Source organism: Lysinibacillus sp. GbtcB16, assembly GCF_019091145.1.
Taxonomy (GTDB): domain Bacteria; phylum Bacillota; class Bacilli; order Bacillales_A; family Planococcaceae; genus Lysinibacillus; species Lysinibacillus fusiformis.
Map to the genome: position 1 here is coordinate 1,423,052 of NZ_JAGXJV010000001.1, position 18,269 is coordinate 1,441,320.

Genomic DNA, 18,269 nt, shown 5'->3' on the forward strand with positions numbered 1-18,269 from the left:
TTTTTGAAACTCATTTCATCCAGATTCGTTCTATAAAATGGATTATAAAAAAGGATAAACCATATATTTTTGGGAATTTCATTGATATACCTACTCAAATATATGGTTCCTGCTAAATAATACACGAGGTGAGTGATTAGTGGCATTTGTTAAAGGGAAAACGACGTTTATTTATATGGTGAGGCACGGTGAATCTCCGTATGATGGAAATGACCGGACAAGAGGGTTAACTGTAAACGGCCAATTAGGTGCTCAAAGTATAGCTGATGTGTTAAGGGGTGAGGGAATTGAAACTATAATATCCAGTCCATATACTCGTTCCATTTTAACTGTTGAGCCATTAGCTAAACAACTGAGTCAAGAAGTTATCGTTTGTGAAGAATTAAAAGAGCGAATTTTTTCATCAGAAGAAAAGCGATTACCTGATAGTGAGTTATTTCCGCTATTAGAGAAATCCTTCTTGGACCCCAATTTAGCATTAGAGGGTGGAGAATCGAATAACGATTGTCAAAAAAGAGCTGTAAAAGTTTTAAAAGATCTATTAAATACCTATGAGGGACAGAAAGTAGTAATAGGAACTCACGCATTAGTCATGACCTTGATGATGGGATATTATCATGAAGCGTACAATTTAAATTTTTTGCTACAAACAACCAAGCCCGATATATATAAAATGGAATTTAACGGACAGGAATTGATGGGGGTGAAGAGGCTCTAAGAATGTAGTAAGGACGGTTAATACATGTGCTGGAAGTGATGGAAAGTATTTCGTTATTGAAAGCCTTGATCATAGACCAAATTAGATGAAGCAAAAAAGTCGGTATCCTGAACACATAGGAAACCGACTTTTTTATGTGCTAGAAAAATCTACCGTTCTCCAATGGAAACAAAAGATAGTATCTTTATAAAAAATGTTTAAGGTGTTTTTCTATTTCTTCAAATGAATGAATAGTGAATTTTTTATTTTTATAATGTATAAGGCCCTCATTGATACACTGACTAATTGAACGATTTAAGCTTCTAATGGGGGCACAGACCTCACTTGATAAAATTTGCTTTGTAAGATGATCTAAATCACCGATTTTATAGTGATTATGTATGCTTAATAAAATACGGTCTTTAACAGTTAGCAATGATAATTTTGCTGTAGTATCTGAGCTTAATGTTAACTTGGAGGCAAGTTGTTTCACGATATAAACATTAAAATTAAAATCGATTTTCATCCATTCGTACACCTTTGTTTTATGGATAGCTATCGTTTCACAATTTTGTTTCGCGATTACACCGAGTGTTTTCATTTTTTCATTAAAAATTTCTATTTCCCCAAAACAACTATAAGAATCATAAATATAAAGCGACAGCATTGCTCCCTCATAGCTTTGTCTATACACTTCTGCCGTTCCTGTAGTAAGGATATAAAGATAATTATTTTGTTCATGCGGGTGAATGATAGGGCTGCCTTTTGTATGTTTTCTATAAATAAATTCTTTCTTAATAGGCGCTGGTGCATCATTCACAATAGCTTGAAAATCCATATGTTCACCATCTTTTTAGTTTTGGTCATTTGACCTATTTTCATTATAGATTGAATTATATAATCAGAGCAAATATGAATGGGAGGTCTTGTTATGAGGAAATTAATTATTGATACAGATACTGGAAGTGATGATGCGGTAGCCTTAATTATGGCATTAAAATCAACTAATCTAAAAGTAGAGGCGATCACCACTGTTTGTGGCAACGTCCCGATTGAATTAGCGACGAAAAATGCACTAATGACAATTGAGGTTGCGAATGGTCAAAAGCCACCGCTTTATGTTGGAGCAGCCAAACCACTTATGCGTGATTTAGTTACAGCTGTGAATGTTCATGGTGAAGATGGAATGGGCGATTGTCATTTAATACATCCCACACTTTTGCCAGAAAGCAAGCATGCCGTAGATGCGATTCTTGAATTGATTAAAAATAACCCTGGCGAAATCGAAATTGTAACGATTGGTCCCGTTACAAATATTGCCCTTGCTCTATTAAAAGCACCAAAGACAATGAAAAAGGTCAAGCATATTTACACAATGGGTACTTCTGGCTTTGGCCCTGGAAATACAACACCTGTTGCTGAATTTAATGTGTATGTAGATGCAGAGGCCTATAGTATTATGCTTAATTCTGGTATACCTACTACCATCATTGGATTTGATGTATGTTTAGGCGAAGCAGCATGGAATAAGGAAGATATGGATGTATTACTAGCGAGCGGTAAAGAGGAAGCTGTATTCTCTGTTCAATGTAACCGTTCCTTGCTTGCGTATAATTTAGAAAGAAGTAATGAACATATTGTTGATTTACCAGATGCGGTAGCCATGGGGGTTGTGTTATGGGATGAAATCGTTGTGGAGGACAAATTATGTTATTGCTATGTGTGTACGACAGAAGCTGCTGCCTATGGTCAAGTAATCTTAAATGACGGTAGTAAACTTGCCATTTCAGATGGATTTGCCGGGCATACGCCTAATGCCACAGTTTGTAAGACGATTGACAATCCATTATTCAAGAAACGTCTAATAGAATTATTGATAAGTTAATAGGAGGGGGTGGGTAGATGAAATTTTTAAATTTCGGATCATTAAATATTGATAAGGTCTATACATTACCTCACTTTGTGAAAGAAGGAGAAACATTATCTTCGGACAGCTTTGAACAATATCCAGGTGGAAAAGGATTAAATCAATCCATTGCCCTTTCAAAATCGGGCGCTCAAGTGTTTCATGCAGGTAAGATTGGCAAAGATGGTCTATTCCTCAAGCAAACATTAGCCGTAGAAGGAATTAATGTTGATGGAATAGTTGAGGACGGTTTGATTACAGGGCATGCCATTATTCAAGTGACGCCGACAGGTGAAAATTGTATTTTCCTTTATGGTGGAGCGAATAAAGAAATAACGGCCGAACAAATTGAGCAAGTACTAGAGGACTTCAATGCGGATGATTTCCTCGTTCTACAAAACGAAATAAACGGTCTAGATGATCTAATTAATGCGGCATATAGGAAGGGTTTAACCATTGCGTTAAATCCTTCTCCAATAAGTGATACGATGAAGGATTTAGACCTTTCGAAAATTGATTTTTTACTACTAAATGAAATCGAGGGACAGGCCATTAGTGGAGAAACCTCACCTAACAAAATACTCGATCATTTACTATCAAACAATAGTAATTTAAAGATTGTGCTGACCTTAGGTACAAATGGCGTCGTATATAGAGACAAAATTCAAGAACACCAGCAAGAAATCTATAATGTCAAAGTGAAGGATACGACGGCAGCAGGGGATACTTTTTTAGGCTATTTCCTTAGTATGATTTCTCAGAAAGCAGACATTAAATCCGCACTAAATATAGCCTCAAAAGCTGCTTCCCTTGCAGTATCTAGAAAAGGCTCCTCTTCCTCAATTCCGCTTTTGGTGGAGGTACTTGGTAAAGATACCTAATAGATAGGAAAATTGATGATATTTCATCATGGCTATGACGCCACTCTTTTTAGGTTCTTTTGACAAACTTTTACGTTGTTTAGCTGATTCACAAAACAGGGCGGAAAGACTGCTAATAAATCTTTTTTCATAAAACATAGTAAAGGGTGTGTAGTGAGCAGCATTACACACCCTCATCATTTCAAGACCTTAAATAGCTACTTTCCGTATTTTCTATCCTACATTTAAAAATATAGTATAGTTATGTAAAAAGCCTAACTGATCGAAGGGACTGGAATTTATGAACTTACTAGAAGTGGGAGTAAAAATAAAGCAGATGCGAAAGAAAAATAAAATGTCTCAGGATGATTTAGCTTCGCAGATCAATTTAACGAAAAGTCATATATCTAAAATAGAAAATGGCAAAGCGACACCGAGCCTGGTGACATTGTCCAAAATTGCGGAAATATTTGATGTGCCTATGGCTTGGTTTGTTATTCAGGATCAATTTGATGGCATTTCTATTGTTTCGAAAAAAGAGCGCAATGAGACGGTTGAAACGAATCAGCTTGGTTATCAATACGAGCTGTTAGCGAATAAGAGCTATATGAGCAATATCAATCCTTCAATTGTCACTGTACATAATGGGGCAGAAAATTTAGCCCTTTATACACACGATAATGATGAATTCATTTATATCATTTCGGGTAGTATCATCTTGAAATACGATAATAAGTTTTACCAATTAGAAGAAGGTGACTCGGCGTATTTTTCAGGAAAAAAAGAACATATCTTTATTAATAACTCTGCGGAAAACTCAAAAGTATTGACAATTTATGTAGAGGATTAAATCTATCTTTTAAACGTAAATATAATCGAAAATACAATTTTCTTGTTTACAATACTATTCAGACAATTTACAATTGGTGTAATGCTATTCAACTTAGTTGAATTGTATTACACTTTTTTATATTTTTGGGGGTATGGGGATGACTTCACGAATTAAAGGATTTTATTTACTTTCAGTGGAAGATCGAATTAAGTTAATCGCTGAAAAATCAAAGTTAACAAACGAGGAAGTTGAAGCTTTAAACAGTGGAATTTCATTAGAGCTTGCAGATGCAATGGTTGAAAATGTTATTGGCCACATTTCAATTCCTTTAGGGGTAGCAGCCAATTTTAAAGTAAATGGTAAAGAGGTATTTATTCCAATGGCTACGGAAGAACCGTCTGTCATTGCTGCAGCTAGTAATGCTGCACGTGCCGCATATGAGCTAGGCGGAATTTTTACTTCCAGTTCAGGAACAGTTATGCGTGGACAGATTCAAGTATTAAATATTGATGACCCTCATGCAGCAAGGGCGAAAATTTTTGAACATAAAGATGAAATCATCGAACACTGTAATGCAAAAGATCCGACGTTAGTAAAGCTAGGCGGCGGAGTAAAGGATATAGAAGTGCACTTAATCGACACAGCAAAAGAAACAATGGTTGTTGTGCATTTGATCGTAGATACGAAGGATGCGATGGGGGCAAATGCTGTAAATACGATGGCAGAATCTGTGTCACCATTAATCGAACGGATTACAAATGGACGAGTTGTGCTCCGAATAATTTCAAATTTAGCAGATAAGCGTATTGTTCGTGCCCGTGGTGAATTCTCAACAGAAATGCTCGGGGGGATAGAGATTGCGAAAAATATTGTAAGTGCTTACGAATTTGCAGATTCTGATCCGTACCGTGCTGCTACCCATAATAAAGGAGTTATGAATGGTATTACTGCAGCAGTATTAGCATCGGGTAACGATACACGTGCTGTTGAGGCAGGCGCTCATGCCTATGCTGCCCGTTCTGGCAGATATCGTTCTTTAACAACTTGGGAGCTGAATAAAGAAGGCAATCTTGTTGGCACATTGGAATTACCGTTAGCTGTTGGTATTGTGGGAGGGGCTACAAAGACTCATCCTGTTGCAAAAGCCGCACTAAAAATTATGGATGTGCAATCTGCAGAGGAACTAGCCAGCTATATTGCCGCGGTAGGATTAGTAGAAAACCTAGCCAGCTTACGAGCGCTTTCAGCAGAAGGTATTCAATCTGGTCATATGCGTCTGCATGCCAAAAACTTGGCTGTAATGGCTGGAGCAACCGGGGATATTATTGACCGTGTTGTGCAGCAGGCTGTTGAAGAGAAAGATTTCCGTTATGATCGTGTTTTAGAGATTACAAATTCTCTGCGAGGTGAATAACTTGGCGAATACTCCATATAATGAGCAAAAAAATGTAGATGAAAAAAAGTTTATCGAAATTCTAGGTGACACGGTTTCTGGTAATCAGTTAATCATTTCAATTATCTTAAGCGTTGCAGCAAGCTTTTTGGGCTATCAATTAGGCCAGTGGGTATTTCCGAAGTTTGCAGACCCTCAAATGATTAATTCCTATTCACTATTAACAGGAATTGCAGGTATTCTGATAGTTGTCGTTATCAATACCATCCTATTTAAACCAAAGCGTATTTTAGTAGAGGATGAAACATCTAGTCATTCTTTAAAGGAAGCGTTTGAAGATTTACAAATTGATATCGATGAGGAAATACGCTTAATTGAGGAAGACCCTGTGACAAAAAAAGAGCTTGAGGAATTTGGTATTCTTTCTAGCTTACAAGGCTTGAAGGGAGCGGATAAAAAATGAGTATTTATTTAATCGCTCTGCTATTTGCTCTTCTAGGTGCAGCTATTTTCACTGTCATTGGTCTTATTTCAGGTACAGATGAAACTGCAATTATGGTACCCATTACATTGCTAGTTATTTTACTAGGAGCGCCTCCTGAAGGTGTGTTCGCATTTTTTATGGCGGGGGTGTTGGCTAAGCATTTAACACATGCTGTACCCACTGCGTTATTAGGTATTCCTGGTGACACAACGGCTGTACCGTTAATCGACCACGCAAATACATTACGTAGATTAGGCATGCCGCATGTTGCACTACGTAAAATGATTTCAGGCGGTGTCATCGGTGCCTTTATCGCCTTACCAACTGCCGTCCTATTAGGTCAGTTTTTAGGTCAATTTGCCGACTTCTTTAAATCTTCGTCAGGCATTATTTTTACACTTGCCGCTATTTTAATCGCGTTCTTTTCAAAAGGGAAATGGGCAAGTCTTTTAATCATTATTCCATTTGCGTTTTTCATTAAGGCTTTAGATAGCGTTAGCTTTGCAATGCTTGATAAACATTTAAGTATTACATTCTTTTTAGGAATTGCCATTGGGCCAATGTTTAGTAATATTTTAATGGCCGCATCTCCTGTGGCTAAAAATGATTTAACACGCAGTAAGCAAAATCAATATAATCTTGCACCTGAAACGAAATCATGGAAAGGCTATTTTCCGAATCCATTTAAAATTTTATCGAAAAGGCAGACAATTTTCACGAGCATTACAACGTTTCTTTCTTCCTTAACATTTGTCTTTAGTCCTGTAGGGATGACGTCTTTAATGGGAGAAATTGTAGGCTCTCGCACAAAAGGTGCCTATAAAAAATCAACAACCAGTCTTACTGTCATGAATGGAGTAACGGAATCGACATATATCGCTGAAGCGATTATTCCATTAATTGCATTCGGTATTCCGTTAAGCCCAGTAGCACTTGGACCTGCATCACCTTTATTTAATGCACCACCGATTTTTACTGTGGATCCGGTAAACAACCTACACACGTTAATGTCATCATGGGACTTTTTCATTTTTGGGTTAATCGGTATTAGTGTGGCGGCTTTAATTGCTTATCCGTTTGCGATGAATTATGCACGTAAAGCGTCTGTATTAGTATTAAAATATATTAGTCAGGAAGCAATCGTAGCCATGTTCATAGGATTAGCTTTTTTGCTTGCCTATAATGAGGCACAATTGTTAGGGGTAGTTCTAACATTTACAGTCGCAACGGTTGGTGGTTTATTAAATCGTATTTTAGGTGTAGGTGCCGGTGTGCAATTCATGGTATTCTACGCATCAAGCTGGATTATGCTACAACTGTTCGGCATTTAGTTAAAGGAAGTGTATCTTTATGACTTTACCAAAAAAAGTGGAAATAAGAGAAGTGGGTCCGCGTGACGGCTTACAAAATGAGAATTTATTTATTCCTACTGATTTGAAAGTGCAATGGATTAACTTAATCAGTGAAACGGGTGTTCGCCATATCGAAGTATCCTCGTTCGTTAGCCCAAAATGGATACCAGCCTTGGCCGATCATCATGAAGTGTTTGAGCAAATCACACGTAATGAAAAAATAACGTATGCAGCGCTTGTCCCTAACTTAAAAGGGATAGAAGGAGCCATTCAACAAAAAGTTGATGAAATTGCATTATTTATTTCTGCCTCTGAGGAGCATAATCAAAGTAATTTGAATGCTTCCATCGACCAATCTTTGCATAACCTAAAGGCTGTAGCTGAGGCAGCAAATCGTGAAGGTATAGCGTTAAGAGGCTATATATCAACTGTATTTGGCAGTCCGTTTGGGGACGAGGTAAAAATTCAAACCGTCAAGAGAATAATTGATGCCTATATAGAAATGGGCGTTGCTGAAATTTCGCTGGGCGATACAATCGGTGTAGCAGACCCTGTACAAGTGAAGGCTATTTTAACAGAGCTGCTCACGCAATACGACAGTAATCTGTTTGCCCTTCATTTTCATGATACGTATGGCCGCGCTTTAGCCAATATATATACTGCTCTTGAACTGGGGATCACAAAATACGACAGTGCTATTGGTGGATTGGGTGGTTGCCCTTATGCCCCTGGTGCAAGTGGCAATGTATCAACGAATGATTTAGTGAATTTCCTACATCGTTTAGGCATTCAAACATCTATTGATGAAGACAAATTGTTTACCGCAACGCAATTTTTACAACAGGCAATGAACAGACAGCCTGATAGTAAAGTTTATAAAGTGCAAAGTAAATAGGAAAGAGAATATGGGAATCAATCTGCGCCCCCAATTGTTAGTTATACGCTAATAGTTGGGGGTGCTGTTTTTAGGAAGAATCTATTGCTAGGTAAAATTAGAACAAGTTCTAGTTAAAGAGAAATCGGGGATGAAAATACGAACATAGCGACATAGAAGCTATTTTAAATCATATTTACAGACAACCATTTTAAACTAAGCGTGCTAAATTTTGAGATTGCACAAGGTACGTCTTTAATTGGAATTTCAGCGTTTTTTTATCGATTTCATTTATATCATCCACAAGTTAGTTGTGATGAAAAGCATTACATTGTTCACGTTTACTTGTTTGCTTTATCGTTGTGATTTTTAAGTGTTCTGGTAGCATCGATAAATCAGCTAAGTCCCACTTTTTATATTTCTCAACATAGCTTTCTTGCTCATTATTAGAATTAAAACCAGAATCGCTATACCATGTTTTGGCTTATAGGCTTTGTTTAAAAATATAAATAACTGATCTACCATGTTTGATATTTTTTGAGCTATAGCCATTGATTTATCACCTTGATTAGCGGGTTTAGTCTGTCATAAAGCTTTTTAGTATATGGCAATTAGAAGGGCCTTACAGGACAATGTAAGGCTTTTTTTATAATCTACTACTGTTTTCAAAGAAAGTTTATGATGAATTGTGGAGTGTATAATTTGAAAAATGTATAAGAAACAAATGTTAATACTGAACTATTAACATTTGTCAGTATTTTAATTTGAAATTCCTTTTTATAATGGAATAGATATTCAGTGAAAATCATCTGAATACTGTGGATGTAATGAGATTAAAGAAATCACCAAGCGAAAAATGTGGTTGAAGCCACAAAAGGCGATATAAATTGAACTATTACCGTAGTTATTTTAGTTAAGGAGAAAGGAAGCATGTATGATGAAAAAGAAAATAGCTTCGATTGTAAGTTTACTGCCTTTGATAGTTAGTATGGGATTAATCTTTATTTTTAGTAACAAAGATATAGCTTTTGCAAATATGGTTTCTACACCAATTTATGCATCTGAGGATACAACAATGATTTACGAGGGTATTAATGCTGGGTTAGTTTATGAGGATGGGAATTTAGGATATCTTGATGTAGGCTATCAGGGGATATATGGTAATCCTTTAGAGGCTCAAGTATTACTTAAGTTTCAGTTGCCACCCATTCCTGTAGGGTACAGCGTTGAAACTGCAAATCTTTATATTCCTGTAACAGGTGGTACTTTTCAAGGAACAACTAACTTTTATCTAAAAGTGTCTACAAGCACAAATCATAACTGGACTCAAGATGCTGTGATGATGTCGTCACCACCAGCCCCTACTTCAGGATCTATACAAACAAGATTGCTAGCCCATAGTGTCCCTATACTCAAACCTACGCTAGCCCCATTTAATTTTACTAGCTATATATCAGAGGAGTTTACGAAAGCTGATCCTAGAGCAACCTTTATTCTTTCAGGAATGACTGCTCAAGAAGCAGCTCAAGCAGGAATACCAAATTCTGATCATTTTATACAGATGACTGAAAATCATGCACATGACGGCAGACTGGGTCCATATTTAATTATTACGTATTCTGAAATGGCTAACATTGAAATAACTGGTGTTGTAGATGGTGGTCTATATAACACAAATGTAACACCGCAATTTAATGTCGGAACAGCAACGTTAAATGGACATCCATTTACAAGTGGAACACCAGTTACTGCTGAAGGCTCGTATACACTAACCGTTACAACAGGCAGCCTATCAGAAACGATTCAATTTCAAATAGATAAAACTCCACCAACAGGAACGGTAATTGTGAATCAAGGCAACCAATATACCAATAGTGCAGCTATATCCGTTTCAGTAACGCCAAATGTGGGTGTACAAGATAGTACGTATATACAATATTCGGTTAATGGAAATCCATTTACACAAATCCCTTATGTACCAAGCTTTATGCTAAGTATAGGAGCTGTTAACGAAGATAAAATATTGACATTTAAGCTTGTTGACGCTGCGGGGAATGAATCACCAGAATATCAAAGAACCATAACTCTAGATACTGTAGCGCCTTCAGGTATCGTAGTTATTAATAATGGCAACACGCATACAATGAATCGTGAAGTAACGCTTAATTTAACCTTAGGGAATGGCGTCACTGATGTGGTAGGAGTGCAATATTCAAGTAATAATAGTAATTGGACACCTGACGAAGCCTTTAGCTCCACTAAGAGCTATACGTTACCAGATGGAGACGGAAATAAAACGGTATATGTTCGTTTAATTGATCGAGCAGGCAATATTAGCGTCATTCAAGACAGTATTGTATTGGATACAACAGCTCCAATCGTCAGCGGAGTAGTAAATGGAGCTAGCTACAATACGGAAAGAACAATTACCTTTAACGAAGGAACAGCAACATTAAATGGTCATTCATTTGTAAGTGGCACCTCTGTGGATACAGAAGGGTGGTATACGCTCGTTGTTACAGATATAGCAGGCAACTCAATTACCATGACTTTCAGCATTGTTAAGACAGCTCCAATTAAATATACAGTAATATATGACGGAAACAGAGCTACTGGAGGACAAGTACCCGTCAATAGTCAAACTTATGAGAATGGACATAGTGTTACAGTAGCTGGTAATACTGGCAATCTAGTGAAAACTGGATTTACGTTCAATGGTTGGAATACAAAAGCAGATGGCAGTGGGATAAACTATATGGTGAATACCAAGTTTATTATTAATGCGTCGGATGTCACATTGTATGCCTTGTGGAAGGTTAATCGTTATACATTGTCATTTGAATCAAATGGAGGCAGTGTTGTAGCAGATCAGAATATATCCTACAACGGAACAACAACAGAACCAATTGCGCCAACAAAACTAGGTTATACATTTGGGGGCTGGTTTAAAGAGGCTACTCTTAAAAATTCATGGGATTTTACAAAAGATACGGTAATAGGGAATACAACGCTCTATGCGAAGTGGATTGAAATTAATTCATCAGGAGGCAGTGGAGGCCATATTCCAACACCAGAAACAAATCCTAACCCTATTCCTAAACCAACACCAGAGATTCCAGTAAAGCCAGAAATACCAACAGATCCAGAAATCCCTGTTCAGCCAATACCAACTATTACGTTTAGTGATATTTCAACACACTGGGCGAAGGAAATGATTGAATATATAGCACCACGTGGCATTATCAATGGTTATCCAGACGGTACATTTCGTCCAGATGAGTCAATACAACGTCAGCATGTTGCAATCATATTCACTCGTGCATTTGAGTTAGTACCTAGACGTGAGGCAATACCATTTAATGATGTTGCACCAAACCATCCGTACTATGAGGAAATTATGAAATTACAGCAGGCAAAAATTATCGATGGATCAAATGGATCCTTCCATCCAAGTGAATCATTAACACGAGCTCAAATGGCAAAAATAATAGTGCTTGCCTTTGGATTGACACCAGAAGGAACAAGTCATTTCGAAGATGTTTCTACTACACATTGGGCTCATGATTATATTGCTACACTCGAAGATCATGGTGTTGCATTAGGGGATAATGGGATTTTCAGACCGAATGAACCAGTAACACGTGCACAGTTCATTGCTTTCTTATACAGGGCGCTTCATATGTAACATAGTAGCACTGGAATTGTACCTATTCTGTAAATATTCTCTGAACGGCATGAATGATAAATAGAAGCGAAGCATCTACAGTTATTTATAGTAGATGCTTTTATTATGCTACCAAATAAAAAAGATTGAAGCGGTTAGCCCCAATCTTTATTACTCACATGTTCCTGTATACACGCCGGATATTTCTATTTGCTCAATTGAGAGCGTTATTTTACATCATATTGCAATAAAAGAAATTCAAAAATAAAAGCTAAAACCTTGATAACACGACGTTATACATAAGAACAGTTTATATTATGCATATTGATTAAATTAGTCCGTGAAGCATTAAATAAATGGCAAAAGTATTGAACTTTTGCAATAGAGAGACAAAAGTACCGTAATACTATATTTAGGGTTTTAAAACCACTTTAATACAGTCTTCCTGTTTGGTATCGAATATTTCATAACCATGTTTTGCTTTTTCAAGAGGGAGGACGTGTGTAATGATATCACCTGCGTTCACTTTACCATCTGCGATTAAGTTATAGACATGAGGCATGATATGAACAACTGGAGCTTGTCCAGTACGAATCGCTACATTACGCTGGAAAATATCTCCGAGTGGGAAGGCGTTGTATCGACCACCATATACACCTGTAATTTGGATAGTTCCTCCTTTACGTACAGCTTGACTGGCTGTGACAATAGCTCCCATAGCACCACTTTGAAGTTTTACGCCACTTGCAAGAAATTCGAGTGGCGTCATTTTTCCGCTCATCCCGACACAATCAATGACCACGTCTGCACCGCCCTTGGTAATCTCTTTTAGATATTCACCACAATTTTCATGGTCTTCAAAATTAACAATTTCGACTTTATTTGTCTTCTTTGCATGTTTAAGACGATATCCGATGTAGTCAACTGCGATTACTCTTTCTGCTCCTTTCAACCAAGCAAATTTTTGTGCTAATAGTCCAACAGGTCCGCAGCCAAGAATTACAACAGTATCTCCTTTCTTTACACCAGCATTATCTACACTCCAGAAAGCAGTAGAGGCAGCATCTGCAAGGAGAACTAGACTTTCATCGGGAACTTCAGATTTCTCTGGAATTTTGAAGGGAATAAAATTGCCATAAGGAACTCGCATATACTCTGCCTGTCCTCCAGGAAAACCGCCTGTTGTATCTGAATAACCAAAGTAAGCACCCATTTCGCCATTATCGTTTGCATTATCACACTGACTTTCCAGGTCATGATTGCAATACCAACATTCCCCACAAGCAATATTAAAAGGAATGACAACTCGGTCACCCTTTTTAACCTTCGTCACACCCTTGCCAACTTCTTCTACAATGCCCATCGGTTCATGGCCAATCACATAGTCCTGTCCAATATTCGGGATCATTCCATGGATCAAATGCAAGTCTGACCCGCAAATGGCAGTAGTGGTTAAACGAACAATAATATCATCGACTTTTTTTATTTTAGGATCTTTTACTTCTTTAACCTCGACATTTTTTATGCCTTGAAAAGTGACAGCTTTCATTAATAAAATCCCTCTTTTTCTTTTATTTTTTCGGTGGGGTAGGGAACATTCCTTTTCGATTCATGCTTTTAGGGAATAAATCCAACTGTGCAATACTAATCGCATTTTCGGCAGATTTAATATCCAGTTCTTTTTGACCTTCTAAATCATAAGGTTTTAACCATTCTTTTCTTAGCATCAGTTCAGAAATTTCAAAGTATAAATCAACCATCACATCCAGCTGAGTTCTCATGATTTTCCGAAGTGCAGGAGAAGCTGTTTCGGTTAAGGCAATTGAAAGATTTCTAATACCCGTCTTGGTTGTTAGTAAAAACTCAAGAGCAATCCCCGAATCAGTTAGTTCAGGCATTCCAATTGAATTTATAGGATCTAAATAGTCTTCCATACAATTGCCCTCCTAATATTCTAATTCCGATTTAGAGTATAACTTAACCATAGCAGTGAGTGCTGGGGTAGATAATTTCACATTCTTGTCCAATAATGCTCTTAAATCATCATCAAAGACCACACCTTGACTCAGCTTTGATTTAAGTAAACTAGTTGTCATAAAGTTAATGACTTCATGAAATTCCATTGTTTCATGAAGTGCTAATTTTTTCTCAAACACGTAATTCGCACCTCCAAAATTTTCTTTAAAAAGTCTGCCCTGTAGCAAGTCTATTTATACAAAACGCCTTAGGTTTGGATTAAATGGTCTTTCTAAAACTATATTGATTGCTAGAAAATAAATGGCAGTTTGATTGAAATAATTGTATGAAAAGCAGATAGAACTCTGATTTAAACAAATAATGATCCTAATATGGGACTTAATACTTTCCCATACGTGTTAGTCGTTTCAATTATCCCTAATAAAGTAAACGCCTATCATAGTCAGTTTTGAATACATAATATAATCGTAGGTATTATTACTCCTAACATTCACTTAATTACTTGATCACTTTCTGAATAGAAGGTGGTCCTTTTTAATTTAATTACCTAGACCTTAAATACTTTTTTTAAAAATGAATGGTAATTATTATTTCAGCCATACTAACCATGCTTTAGCCAAAAATAAGAAAAGGATGTGTAAGTATGGGTATTCTTGGTGGAAATCCAAAAGACGAACCTTTACATTACGGTGAAGTATTTAGTGTTTGGACAGGTTTAATTACAGACTACGGAATGATTGCTGGTTATCAAACGTTTTATAATCATGCAGGTGACGGAGATCTAAAAAAAATTATTGAAGATATAATCGAACTTTGTAGAGATGAAGTTAAAGAATTAGAAAAGATACTAAAAACGAATGGTATTGGTTTACCTCCTGCTCCACCTGAAAGACCTGTAGCAAGAATGGAAGATATTCCTCCAGGAGCAAAATTTAGTGATCCAGAAATTAGTGCTGCACTATCAGTAGACCTAGCTGCTGGATTAGTTGCATGCAGTCAAGCAATGGGTACATCAACTCGAGAAGATATTGCTTTAATGTATGGTCAATTTCATGCAGCTAAAGCACTAATCGGTGCTAAATTACTCCGTCTTAATAAAAATAAAGGTTGGTTAGTTCCACCACCATTACATGTTGATTATCCTGAAAAATAAAGCAATTTCTCCGAATCGAGGAATGTAAATGTATTACTATAAAGAAGAACTAATTAACATTATTAAACCTGACAAACCGGATCCACAAGCAGCACGTGTCATGCAAGAAATACTAGGTGGCCATTATGGTGAAATGAGAACCATGATGCAATATTTTTTCCAAAGCTCTAATTTCAGAGGCAAAGAAACACAATATCGTGATTTACTTCGTGGCGTTTTCTTGGAAGAAATTGCTCACGTAGAGCTCGTACAAAACACCATTAATCAATTACTAAATGATTCTGGAGAATCTTCTGCCATAGGCAATAGCGGTATGGACCAAGCTCCTTTAGACGAGGCCGTTAGACATGCAAACCCACACCATTATATTGTGGGGGCACAATCATCTTTACCTGTCGATGCTGCAGGTAACCCTTGGAATGGCTCTTGGGTGTATGCTCACGGAAACCTCATTGCAGATTTATTAGATAACTTAGTTCTTGAGTCAACTGGTGTACTTCAAAAAACACGTATATATGAAATGAGTTCTAATCAGACATTTAGGGAAACACTTGCTTTTCTAATCGTTCGTGACAATGCTCATCAGAACGCTTTTGCCAAAGCATTGGAAACTTTAGGAGTAGATTGGGGAAAACTATTCCCTGTACCAAACTACGATATCAACAAATATCCTGAATGTAGGAAGTTCGTTGAAATGGGCTATCATAATGCTCAGTTTAACTTTAGATTAGATCCAACTCGAATCGGTGAAATCTTCCAAGGACAAACACCTAGTAGAAATGGTGGAGATTTAAATGTGACTCCACCACCTGAAGGATTTCCAGTACCAGTTATGCCAGAGATGCCAAATGAACACAGCCCTGGCCTTAAAGATATGAATAATTAAACAACGCATTTTAAGCTGTGACGTGCGACGACGTTGCAGCTTTTTTCAATGTATTAATTCTACACAAAAGGATAGTTATTATGCTTTGATTTTTATAATCAGAGTCAGTCATCCGAGGATACACTTATTCAAAGGAAGCAAAAAATGAATAGTTTTTATAAAAAACTTTGAGTGACTTAAAAAGCCCCAAAAATTAAAAAGAGACCACCTCCAAAAAAGTGGTCTAACATATTGTTAGAAAATTTTCTTTTGATTTCTGCCATCTTTTAAAATTTCTACAGCTTCTCTAAAACGCTGAGAATGGACAACTTCTCGCTCACGTAAAAACTTTAAGTTATCATTTAAATCCGTATCATCAGATAAATCGATAATCCATTGATAAGTGGCACGCGCCTTTTCTTCTGCAGCAATATCTTCATACAAATCAGCTATCGGATCTCCTTTAGCCTGTATATAGGTCGCTGTAAAAGGAACCCCTGAGGCATTTTCATAAAATAATGCTTTATCATGATTTACATAACGGTCTCCAAGACCAGCTTCTTTTAACATTTCTGGAGTAGCGTCTTTCTGGTTAAGTTGATGGACAGTTAATTTAACCAATAGTTAATACTCATTACTAAATAAATTAAAAATTTTGCTTAACACACTGCCAAGTATTAGTAATATTATATTAGCCCCAACTTTTTGCATTATTTTGCGTTAATATGCATTGTAAAGAAAAATAAAAAACCCCAAAAGACTGCATATAACAGGCTTTTGAGGGCTTAATAAAGTGCTTATTACAAAATAAAAAAATTAGTCCGTGAAACATAAAGATGATAAGTAACCTAACATTAATAAAAGACCAATACCCATTGCGATGCTCATGCTTTGTACCTCCTTTAAAAAACCGACACATTATTCATAAATATTGTACAATGAATTATAGAAATATGAAACCTTTTAATGGCGAGAACGTATATAATAATAGGAGAATTACCAATTTGTACATAAAGAGTAGGTGATACTGAATGAAAACGTGGGTTAAAAAAAGTATTGTCATAATGGTTGCGTTTTTAACATTTGGTTTAATTACGCCAACGCATGAAATATGGGAAGCATTTGATCAAAATCCTTCGAATCGTGCATCTATCGGTCCTGCATCGGGGTCAAGCACAGCTCTAGCTGCTGAGCCTGATTATAGTAGTGACGAGCAGATTCATATCCAAGAGGAAGAAATTGATTATAATACCTTGCTTATGGATGCAGCGAGAGAGCAATCATACATAAAGTTTGGTACTAAAATTGGTCCTAAAATTAGCCATGAATTTGACAACATCATCTTCCCAAAAATGGAGGAGGCGATTGCCATGACTGTCGCTAGTTTGGACGAGCAATCCTTAGCATCTTTAACCATCTCTGAAAAGCCAAGTGGTAATTATGGTGAGAAAATTTTCAATGTCATCAACAACGACACAGGATCAGATGTCATCCGCTTCCACGTACGTACGGAAAAAAGACCGCAGGAAGGCTATTATTACAACTTCCACTATCACAGCGTCGAGGACGACTTCATGGCACACTATAACCTAGGCGATATTTACTGGGAAAAAAACACACCACCGAAGTGGTTATCATAAAATACTCGAAACACTCGTTTACAAAACGGGTGTTTTTTTGTTGTAAAACGTTGATATATCAATGTTGGCTGTAGTTCATTAAGTTGTTTGTTTTTAACAAAATAGAGGGAGGGGGGAAGTAGGGGAAAGTATGTACCCCAAAAAGTAACCTAAAATCATGGTTACAATGCTGAATCGTTCACTGATTACGGCAGAAAACAATAGCTTTATTGGATCTAAAACGGCTATATATGGCATTGAGGCAACATTACCAAAGGCAAGTTGTGGAACGAGTGATCTGTTTATATAGAAGTATAGCGTGTGTATTATCGCTAAATTATCGCATTAAGGAGTATGAATAAAAAATTGCAGAAGTACAAAAACGTATTCAGTTCGTATAAGGAGACAGAGAGATTGAGATACTTAATAGGCTTTTAAATGGTGATAGCATACGCGTGATCGGAAAGCAATGAGATTATCAAGCATGAGGATTATTTACATAAGAGACTATATAATTAAACAAATGTTGTTGGGGGCATAACATCCCTTATCACAGAATTTTTCCTAATAGGTCCTTGTAATCCAACTAAAAA

At 36.8% G+C, this 18,269-nt stretch carries 18 protein-coding genes and 1 pseudogene; 13 read left to right on the forward strand and 6 right to left on the reverse strand.

The features are described 5' to 3' along the window. Window positions 1-175: 175 nt before the first annotated feature. Entirely contained in the window at window positions 176-718 is a 543-nt protein-coding gene (locus KVT27_RS07110) for a histidine phosphatase family protein (RefSeq protein ID WP_217581369.1), read from the forward strand. Window positions 719-902: 184 nt separating this feature from the next. On the opposite strand, the gene KVT27_RS07115 is transcribed toward KVT27_RS07110, so the two are convergent. After that, window positions 903-1,535, reverse strand: a complete 633-nt coding sequence (locus tag KVT27_RS07115) for a Crp/Fnr family transcriptional regulator (RefSeq protein ID WP_036125492.1) — start codon at window positions 1,533-1,535, stop codon at window positions 903-905. Between the two features lie 93 nt (window positions 1,536-1,628). Here KVT27_RS07115 and KVT27_RS07120 point away from each other — a divergent pair, with 93 nt between their 5' ends. From KVT27_RS07120 to KVT27_RS07150, 7 genes are all read left to right on the forward strand, one after another. Continuing rightward, window positions 1,629-2,582: a nucleoside hydrolase gene (locus KVT27_RS07120; RefSeq protein WP_254636061.1), complete on the forward strand. Its 954-nt coding sequence runs from the start codon at window positions 1,629-1,631 to the stop codon at window positions 2,580-2,582. A gap of 17 nt (window positions 2,583-2,599) precedes the next feature. After that, window positions 2,600-3,484: a ribokinase gene (locus tag KVT27_RS07125; RefSeq protein ID WP_217581026.1), complete on the forward strand. Its 885-nt coding sequence runs from the start codon at window positions 2,600-2,602 to the stop codon at window positions 3,482-3,484. Between the two features lie 280 nt (window positions 3,485-3,764). Beyond that, entirely contained in the window at window positions 3,765-4,313 is a 549-nt protein-coding gene (locus tag KVT27_RS07130) for a helix-turn-helix domain-containing protein (protein ID WP_025117096.1), read from the forward strand. Between the two features lie 139 nt (window positions 4,314-4,452). Beyond that, on the forward strand, window positions 4,453-5,709 hold the full coding sequence (locus KVT27_RS07135; protein ID WP_150907674.1) for a hydroxymethylglutaryl-CoA reductase, degradative: 1,257 nt from the start codon (window positions 4,453-4,455) through the stop codon (window positions 5,707-5,709). Continuing rightward, on the forward strand, window positions 5,702-6,151 hold the full coding sequence (locus KVT27_RS07140) for a hypothetical protein (RefSeq protein ID WP_230584788.1): 450 nt from the start codon (window positions 5,702-5,704) through the stop codon (window positions 6,149-6,151). Before KVT27_RS07135 ends, KVT27_RS07140 begins: the two co-directional genes overlap by 8 nt. Continuing rightward, on the forward strand, window positions 6,148-7,503 hold the full coding sequence (locus KVT27_RS07145; protein ID WP_008175065.1) for a tripartite tricarboxylate transporter permease: 1,356 nt from the start codon (window positions 6,148-6,150) through the stop codon (window positions 7,501-7,503). The genes KVT27_RS07140 and KVT27_RS07145 overlap by 4 nt, the downstream gene beginning before the upstream one ends. Window positions 7,504-7,522: 19 nt before the next feature. Further along, complete coding sequence (locus tag KVT27_RS07150; protein ID WP_217581027.1) at window positions 7,523-8,419, forward strand: hydroxymethylglutaryl-CoA lyase; 897 nt, start codon at window positions 7,523-7,525, stop codon at window positions 8,417-8,419. A 378-nt stretch (window positions 8,420-8,797) separates the two neighbouring features. On the opposite strand, the gene KVT27_RS07155 is transcribed toward KVT27_RS07150, so the two are convergent. Continuing rightward, window positions 8,798-8,950 (reverse strand): hypothetical protein, encoded by a 153-nt coding sequence (locus tag KVT27_RS07155; RefSeq protein ID WP_191967729.1) that lies wholly within the window; start codon window positions 8,948-8,950, stop codon window positions 8,798-8,800. Window positions 8,951-9,335: 385 nt separating this feature from the next. Between KVT27_RS07155 and KVT27_RS07160 the strand changes: the two genes are divergently transcribed. Beyond that, the gene (locus KVT27_RS07160; RefSeq protein ID WP_217581028.1) at window positions 9,336-12,083 is read left to right on the forward strand and encodes an S-layer homology domain-containing protein; all 2,748 of its coding nucleotides are present in this window, start codon (window positions 9,336-9,338) and stop codon (window positions 12,081-12,083) included. Between the two features lie 391 nt (window positions 12,084-12,474). Here KVT27_RS07160 and KVT27_RS07165 read toward each other — a convergent pair whose 3' ends face one another. Genes KVT27_RS07165 through KVT27_RS07175 form a run of 3 tightly spaced genes read right to left on the reverse strand, consistent with a single transcriptional unit; the run spans window position 12,475 to window position 14,218 of the window. Next, window positions 12,475-13,611, reverse strand: a complete 1,137-nt coding sequence (locus KVT27_RS07165) for a zinc-dependent alcohol dehydrogenase (RefSeq protein ID WP_217581029.1) — start codon at window positions 13,609-13,611, stop codon at window positions 12,475-12,477. Window positions 13,612-13,633: 22 nt separating this feature from the next. Then, window positions 13,634-13,996 (reverse strand): spore coat protein, encoded by a 363-nt coding sequence (locus KVT27_RS07170; RefSeq protein ID WP_217581030.1) that lies wholly within the window; start codon window positions 13,994-13,996, stop codon window positions 13,634-13,636. A gap of 12 nt (window positions 13,997-14,008) precedes the next feature. Continuing rightward, entirely contained in the window at window positions 14,009-14,218 is a 210-nt protein-coding gene (locus tag KVT27_RS07175; protein ID WP_016993944.1) for a hypothetical protein, read from the reverse strand. A gap of 464 nt (window positions 14,219-14,682) precedes the next feature. On the opposite strand from KVT27_RS07175, the gene KVT27_RS07180 reads away from it, so the two are divergent. After that, complete coding sequence (locus KVT27_RS07180) at window positions 14,683-15,192, forward strand: DUF3231 family protein (protein WP_036146001.1); 510 nt, start codon at window positions 14,683-14,685, stop codon at window positions 15,190-15,192. A gap of 28 nt (window positions 15,193-15,220) precedes the next feature. Then, complete coding sequence (locus KVT27_RS07185; RefSeq protein WP_036145998.1) at window positions 15,221-16,078, forward strand: manganese catalase family protein; 858 nt, start codon at window positions 15,221-15,223, stop codon at window positions 16,076-16,078. A gap of 234 nt (window positions 16,079-16,312) precedes the next feature. On the opposite strand, the pseudogene KVT27_RS07190 reads toward KVT27_RS07185, so the two are convergent. After that, window positions 16,313-16,645, reverse strand: a pseudogene (locus tag KVT27_RS07190) (manganese catalase family protein); the annotation flags it as partial. A 443-nt stretch (window positions 16,646-17,088) separates the two neighbouring features. On the opposite strand from KVT27_RS07190, the gene KVT27_RS07195 reads away from it, so the two are divergent. Both KVT27_RS07195 and KVT27_RS27045 read left to right on the forward strand, forming a co-directional pair. After that, window positions 17,089-17,697 carry a YpjP family protein gene (locus KVT27_RS07195; RefSeq protein WP_036125508.1) on the forward strand — a complete coding sequence of 203 codons (609 nt, stop codon included), beginning with the start codon at window positions 17,089-17,091 and terminating at the stop codon, window positions 17,695-17,697. 157 nt (window positions 17,698-17,854) lie between these two features. Next, window positions 17,855-17,986 (forward strand): hypothetical protein, encoded by a 132-nt coding sequence (locus tag KVT27_RS27045; protein WP_255350113.1) that lies wholly within the window; start codon window positions 17,855-17,857, stop codon window positions 17,984-17,986. Window positions 17,987-18,269: the final 283 nt, after the last annotated feature.

Excerpts from the sequence above, each read along its gene's own strand:
- KVT27_RS07110 (WP_217581369.1), top strand. The coding sequence starts at position 176 with ATGGTGAGGCACGGTGAATCTCCGTATGATGGAAATGACCGGACAAGA.
- KVT27_RS07115 (WP_036125492.1), bottom strand. The coding sequence starts at position 1,535 with ATGGATTTTCAAGCTATTGTGAATGATGCACCAGCGCCTATTAAGAAA.
- KVT27_RS07120 (WP_254636061.1), top strand. The coding sequence starts at position 1,629 with ATGAGGAAATTAATTATTGATACAGATACTGGAAGTGATGATGCGGTA.
- KVT27_RS07125 (WP_217581026.1), top strand. The coding sequence starts at position 2,600 with ATGAAATTTTTAAATTTCGGATCATTAAATATTGATAAGGTCTATACA.
- KVT27_RS07130 (WP_025117096.1), top strand. The coding sequence starts at position 3,765 with ATGAACTTACTAGAAGTGGGAGTAAAAATAAAGCAGATGCGAAAGAAA.
- KVT27_RS07135 (WP_150907674.1), top strand. The coding sequence starts at position 4,453 with ATGACTTCACGAATTAAAGGATTTTATTTACTTTCAGTGGAAGATCGA.
- KVT27_RS07145 (WP_008175065.1), top strand. The coding sequence starts at position 6,148 with ATGAGTATTTATTTAATCGCTCTGCTATTTGCTCTTCTAGGTGCAGCT.
- KVT27_RS07150 (WP_217581027.1), top strand. The coding sequence starts at position 7,523 with ATGACTTTACCAAAAAAAGTGGAAATAAGAGAAGTGGGTCCGCGTGAC.
- KVT27_RS07155 (WP_191967729.1), bottom strand. The coding sequence starts at position 8,950 with ATGGCTATAGCTCAAAAAATATCAAACATGGTAGATCAGTTATTTATA.
- KVT27_RS07160 (WP_217581028.1), top strand. The coding sequence starts at position 9,336 with ATGAAAAAGAAAATAGCTTCGATTGTAAGTTTACTGCCTTTGATAGTT.
- KVT27_RS07165 (WP_217581029.1), bottom strand. The coding sequence starts at position 13,611 with ATGAAAGCTGTCACTTTTCAAGGCATAAAAAATGTCGAGGTTAAAGAA.
- KVT27_RS07170 (WP_217581030.1), bottom strand. The coding sequence starts at position 13,996 with ATGGAAGACTATTTAGATCCTATAAATTCAATTGGAATGCCTGAACTA.
- KVT27_RS07180 (WP_036146001.1), top strand. The coding sequence starts at position 14,683 with ATGGGTATTCTTGGTGGAAATCCAAAAGACGAACCTTTACATTACGGT.
- KVT27_RS07185 (WP_036145998.1), top strand. The coding sequence starts at position 15,221 with ATGTATTACTATAAAGAAGAACTAATTAACATTATTAAACCTGACAAA.
- KVT27_RS07195 (WP_036125508.1), top strand. The coding sequence starts at position 17,089 with ATGAAAACGTGGGTTAAAAAAAGTATTGTCATAATGGTTGCGTTTTTA.
- KVT27_RS27045 (WP_255350113.1), top strand. The coding sequence starts at position 17,855 with ATGGTTACAATGCTGAATCGTTCACTGATTACGGCAGAAAACAATAGC.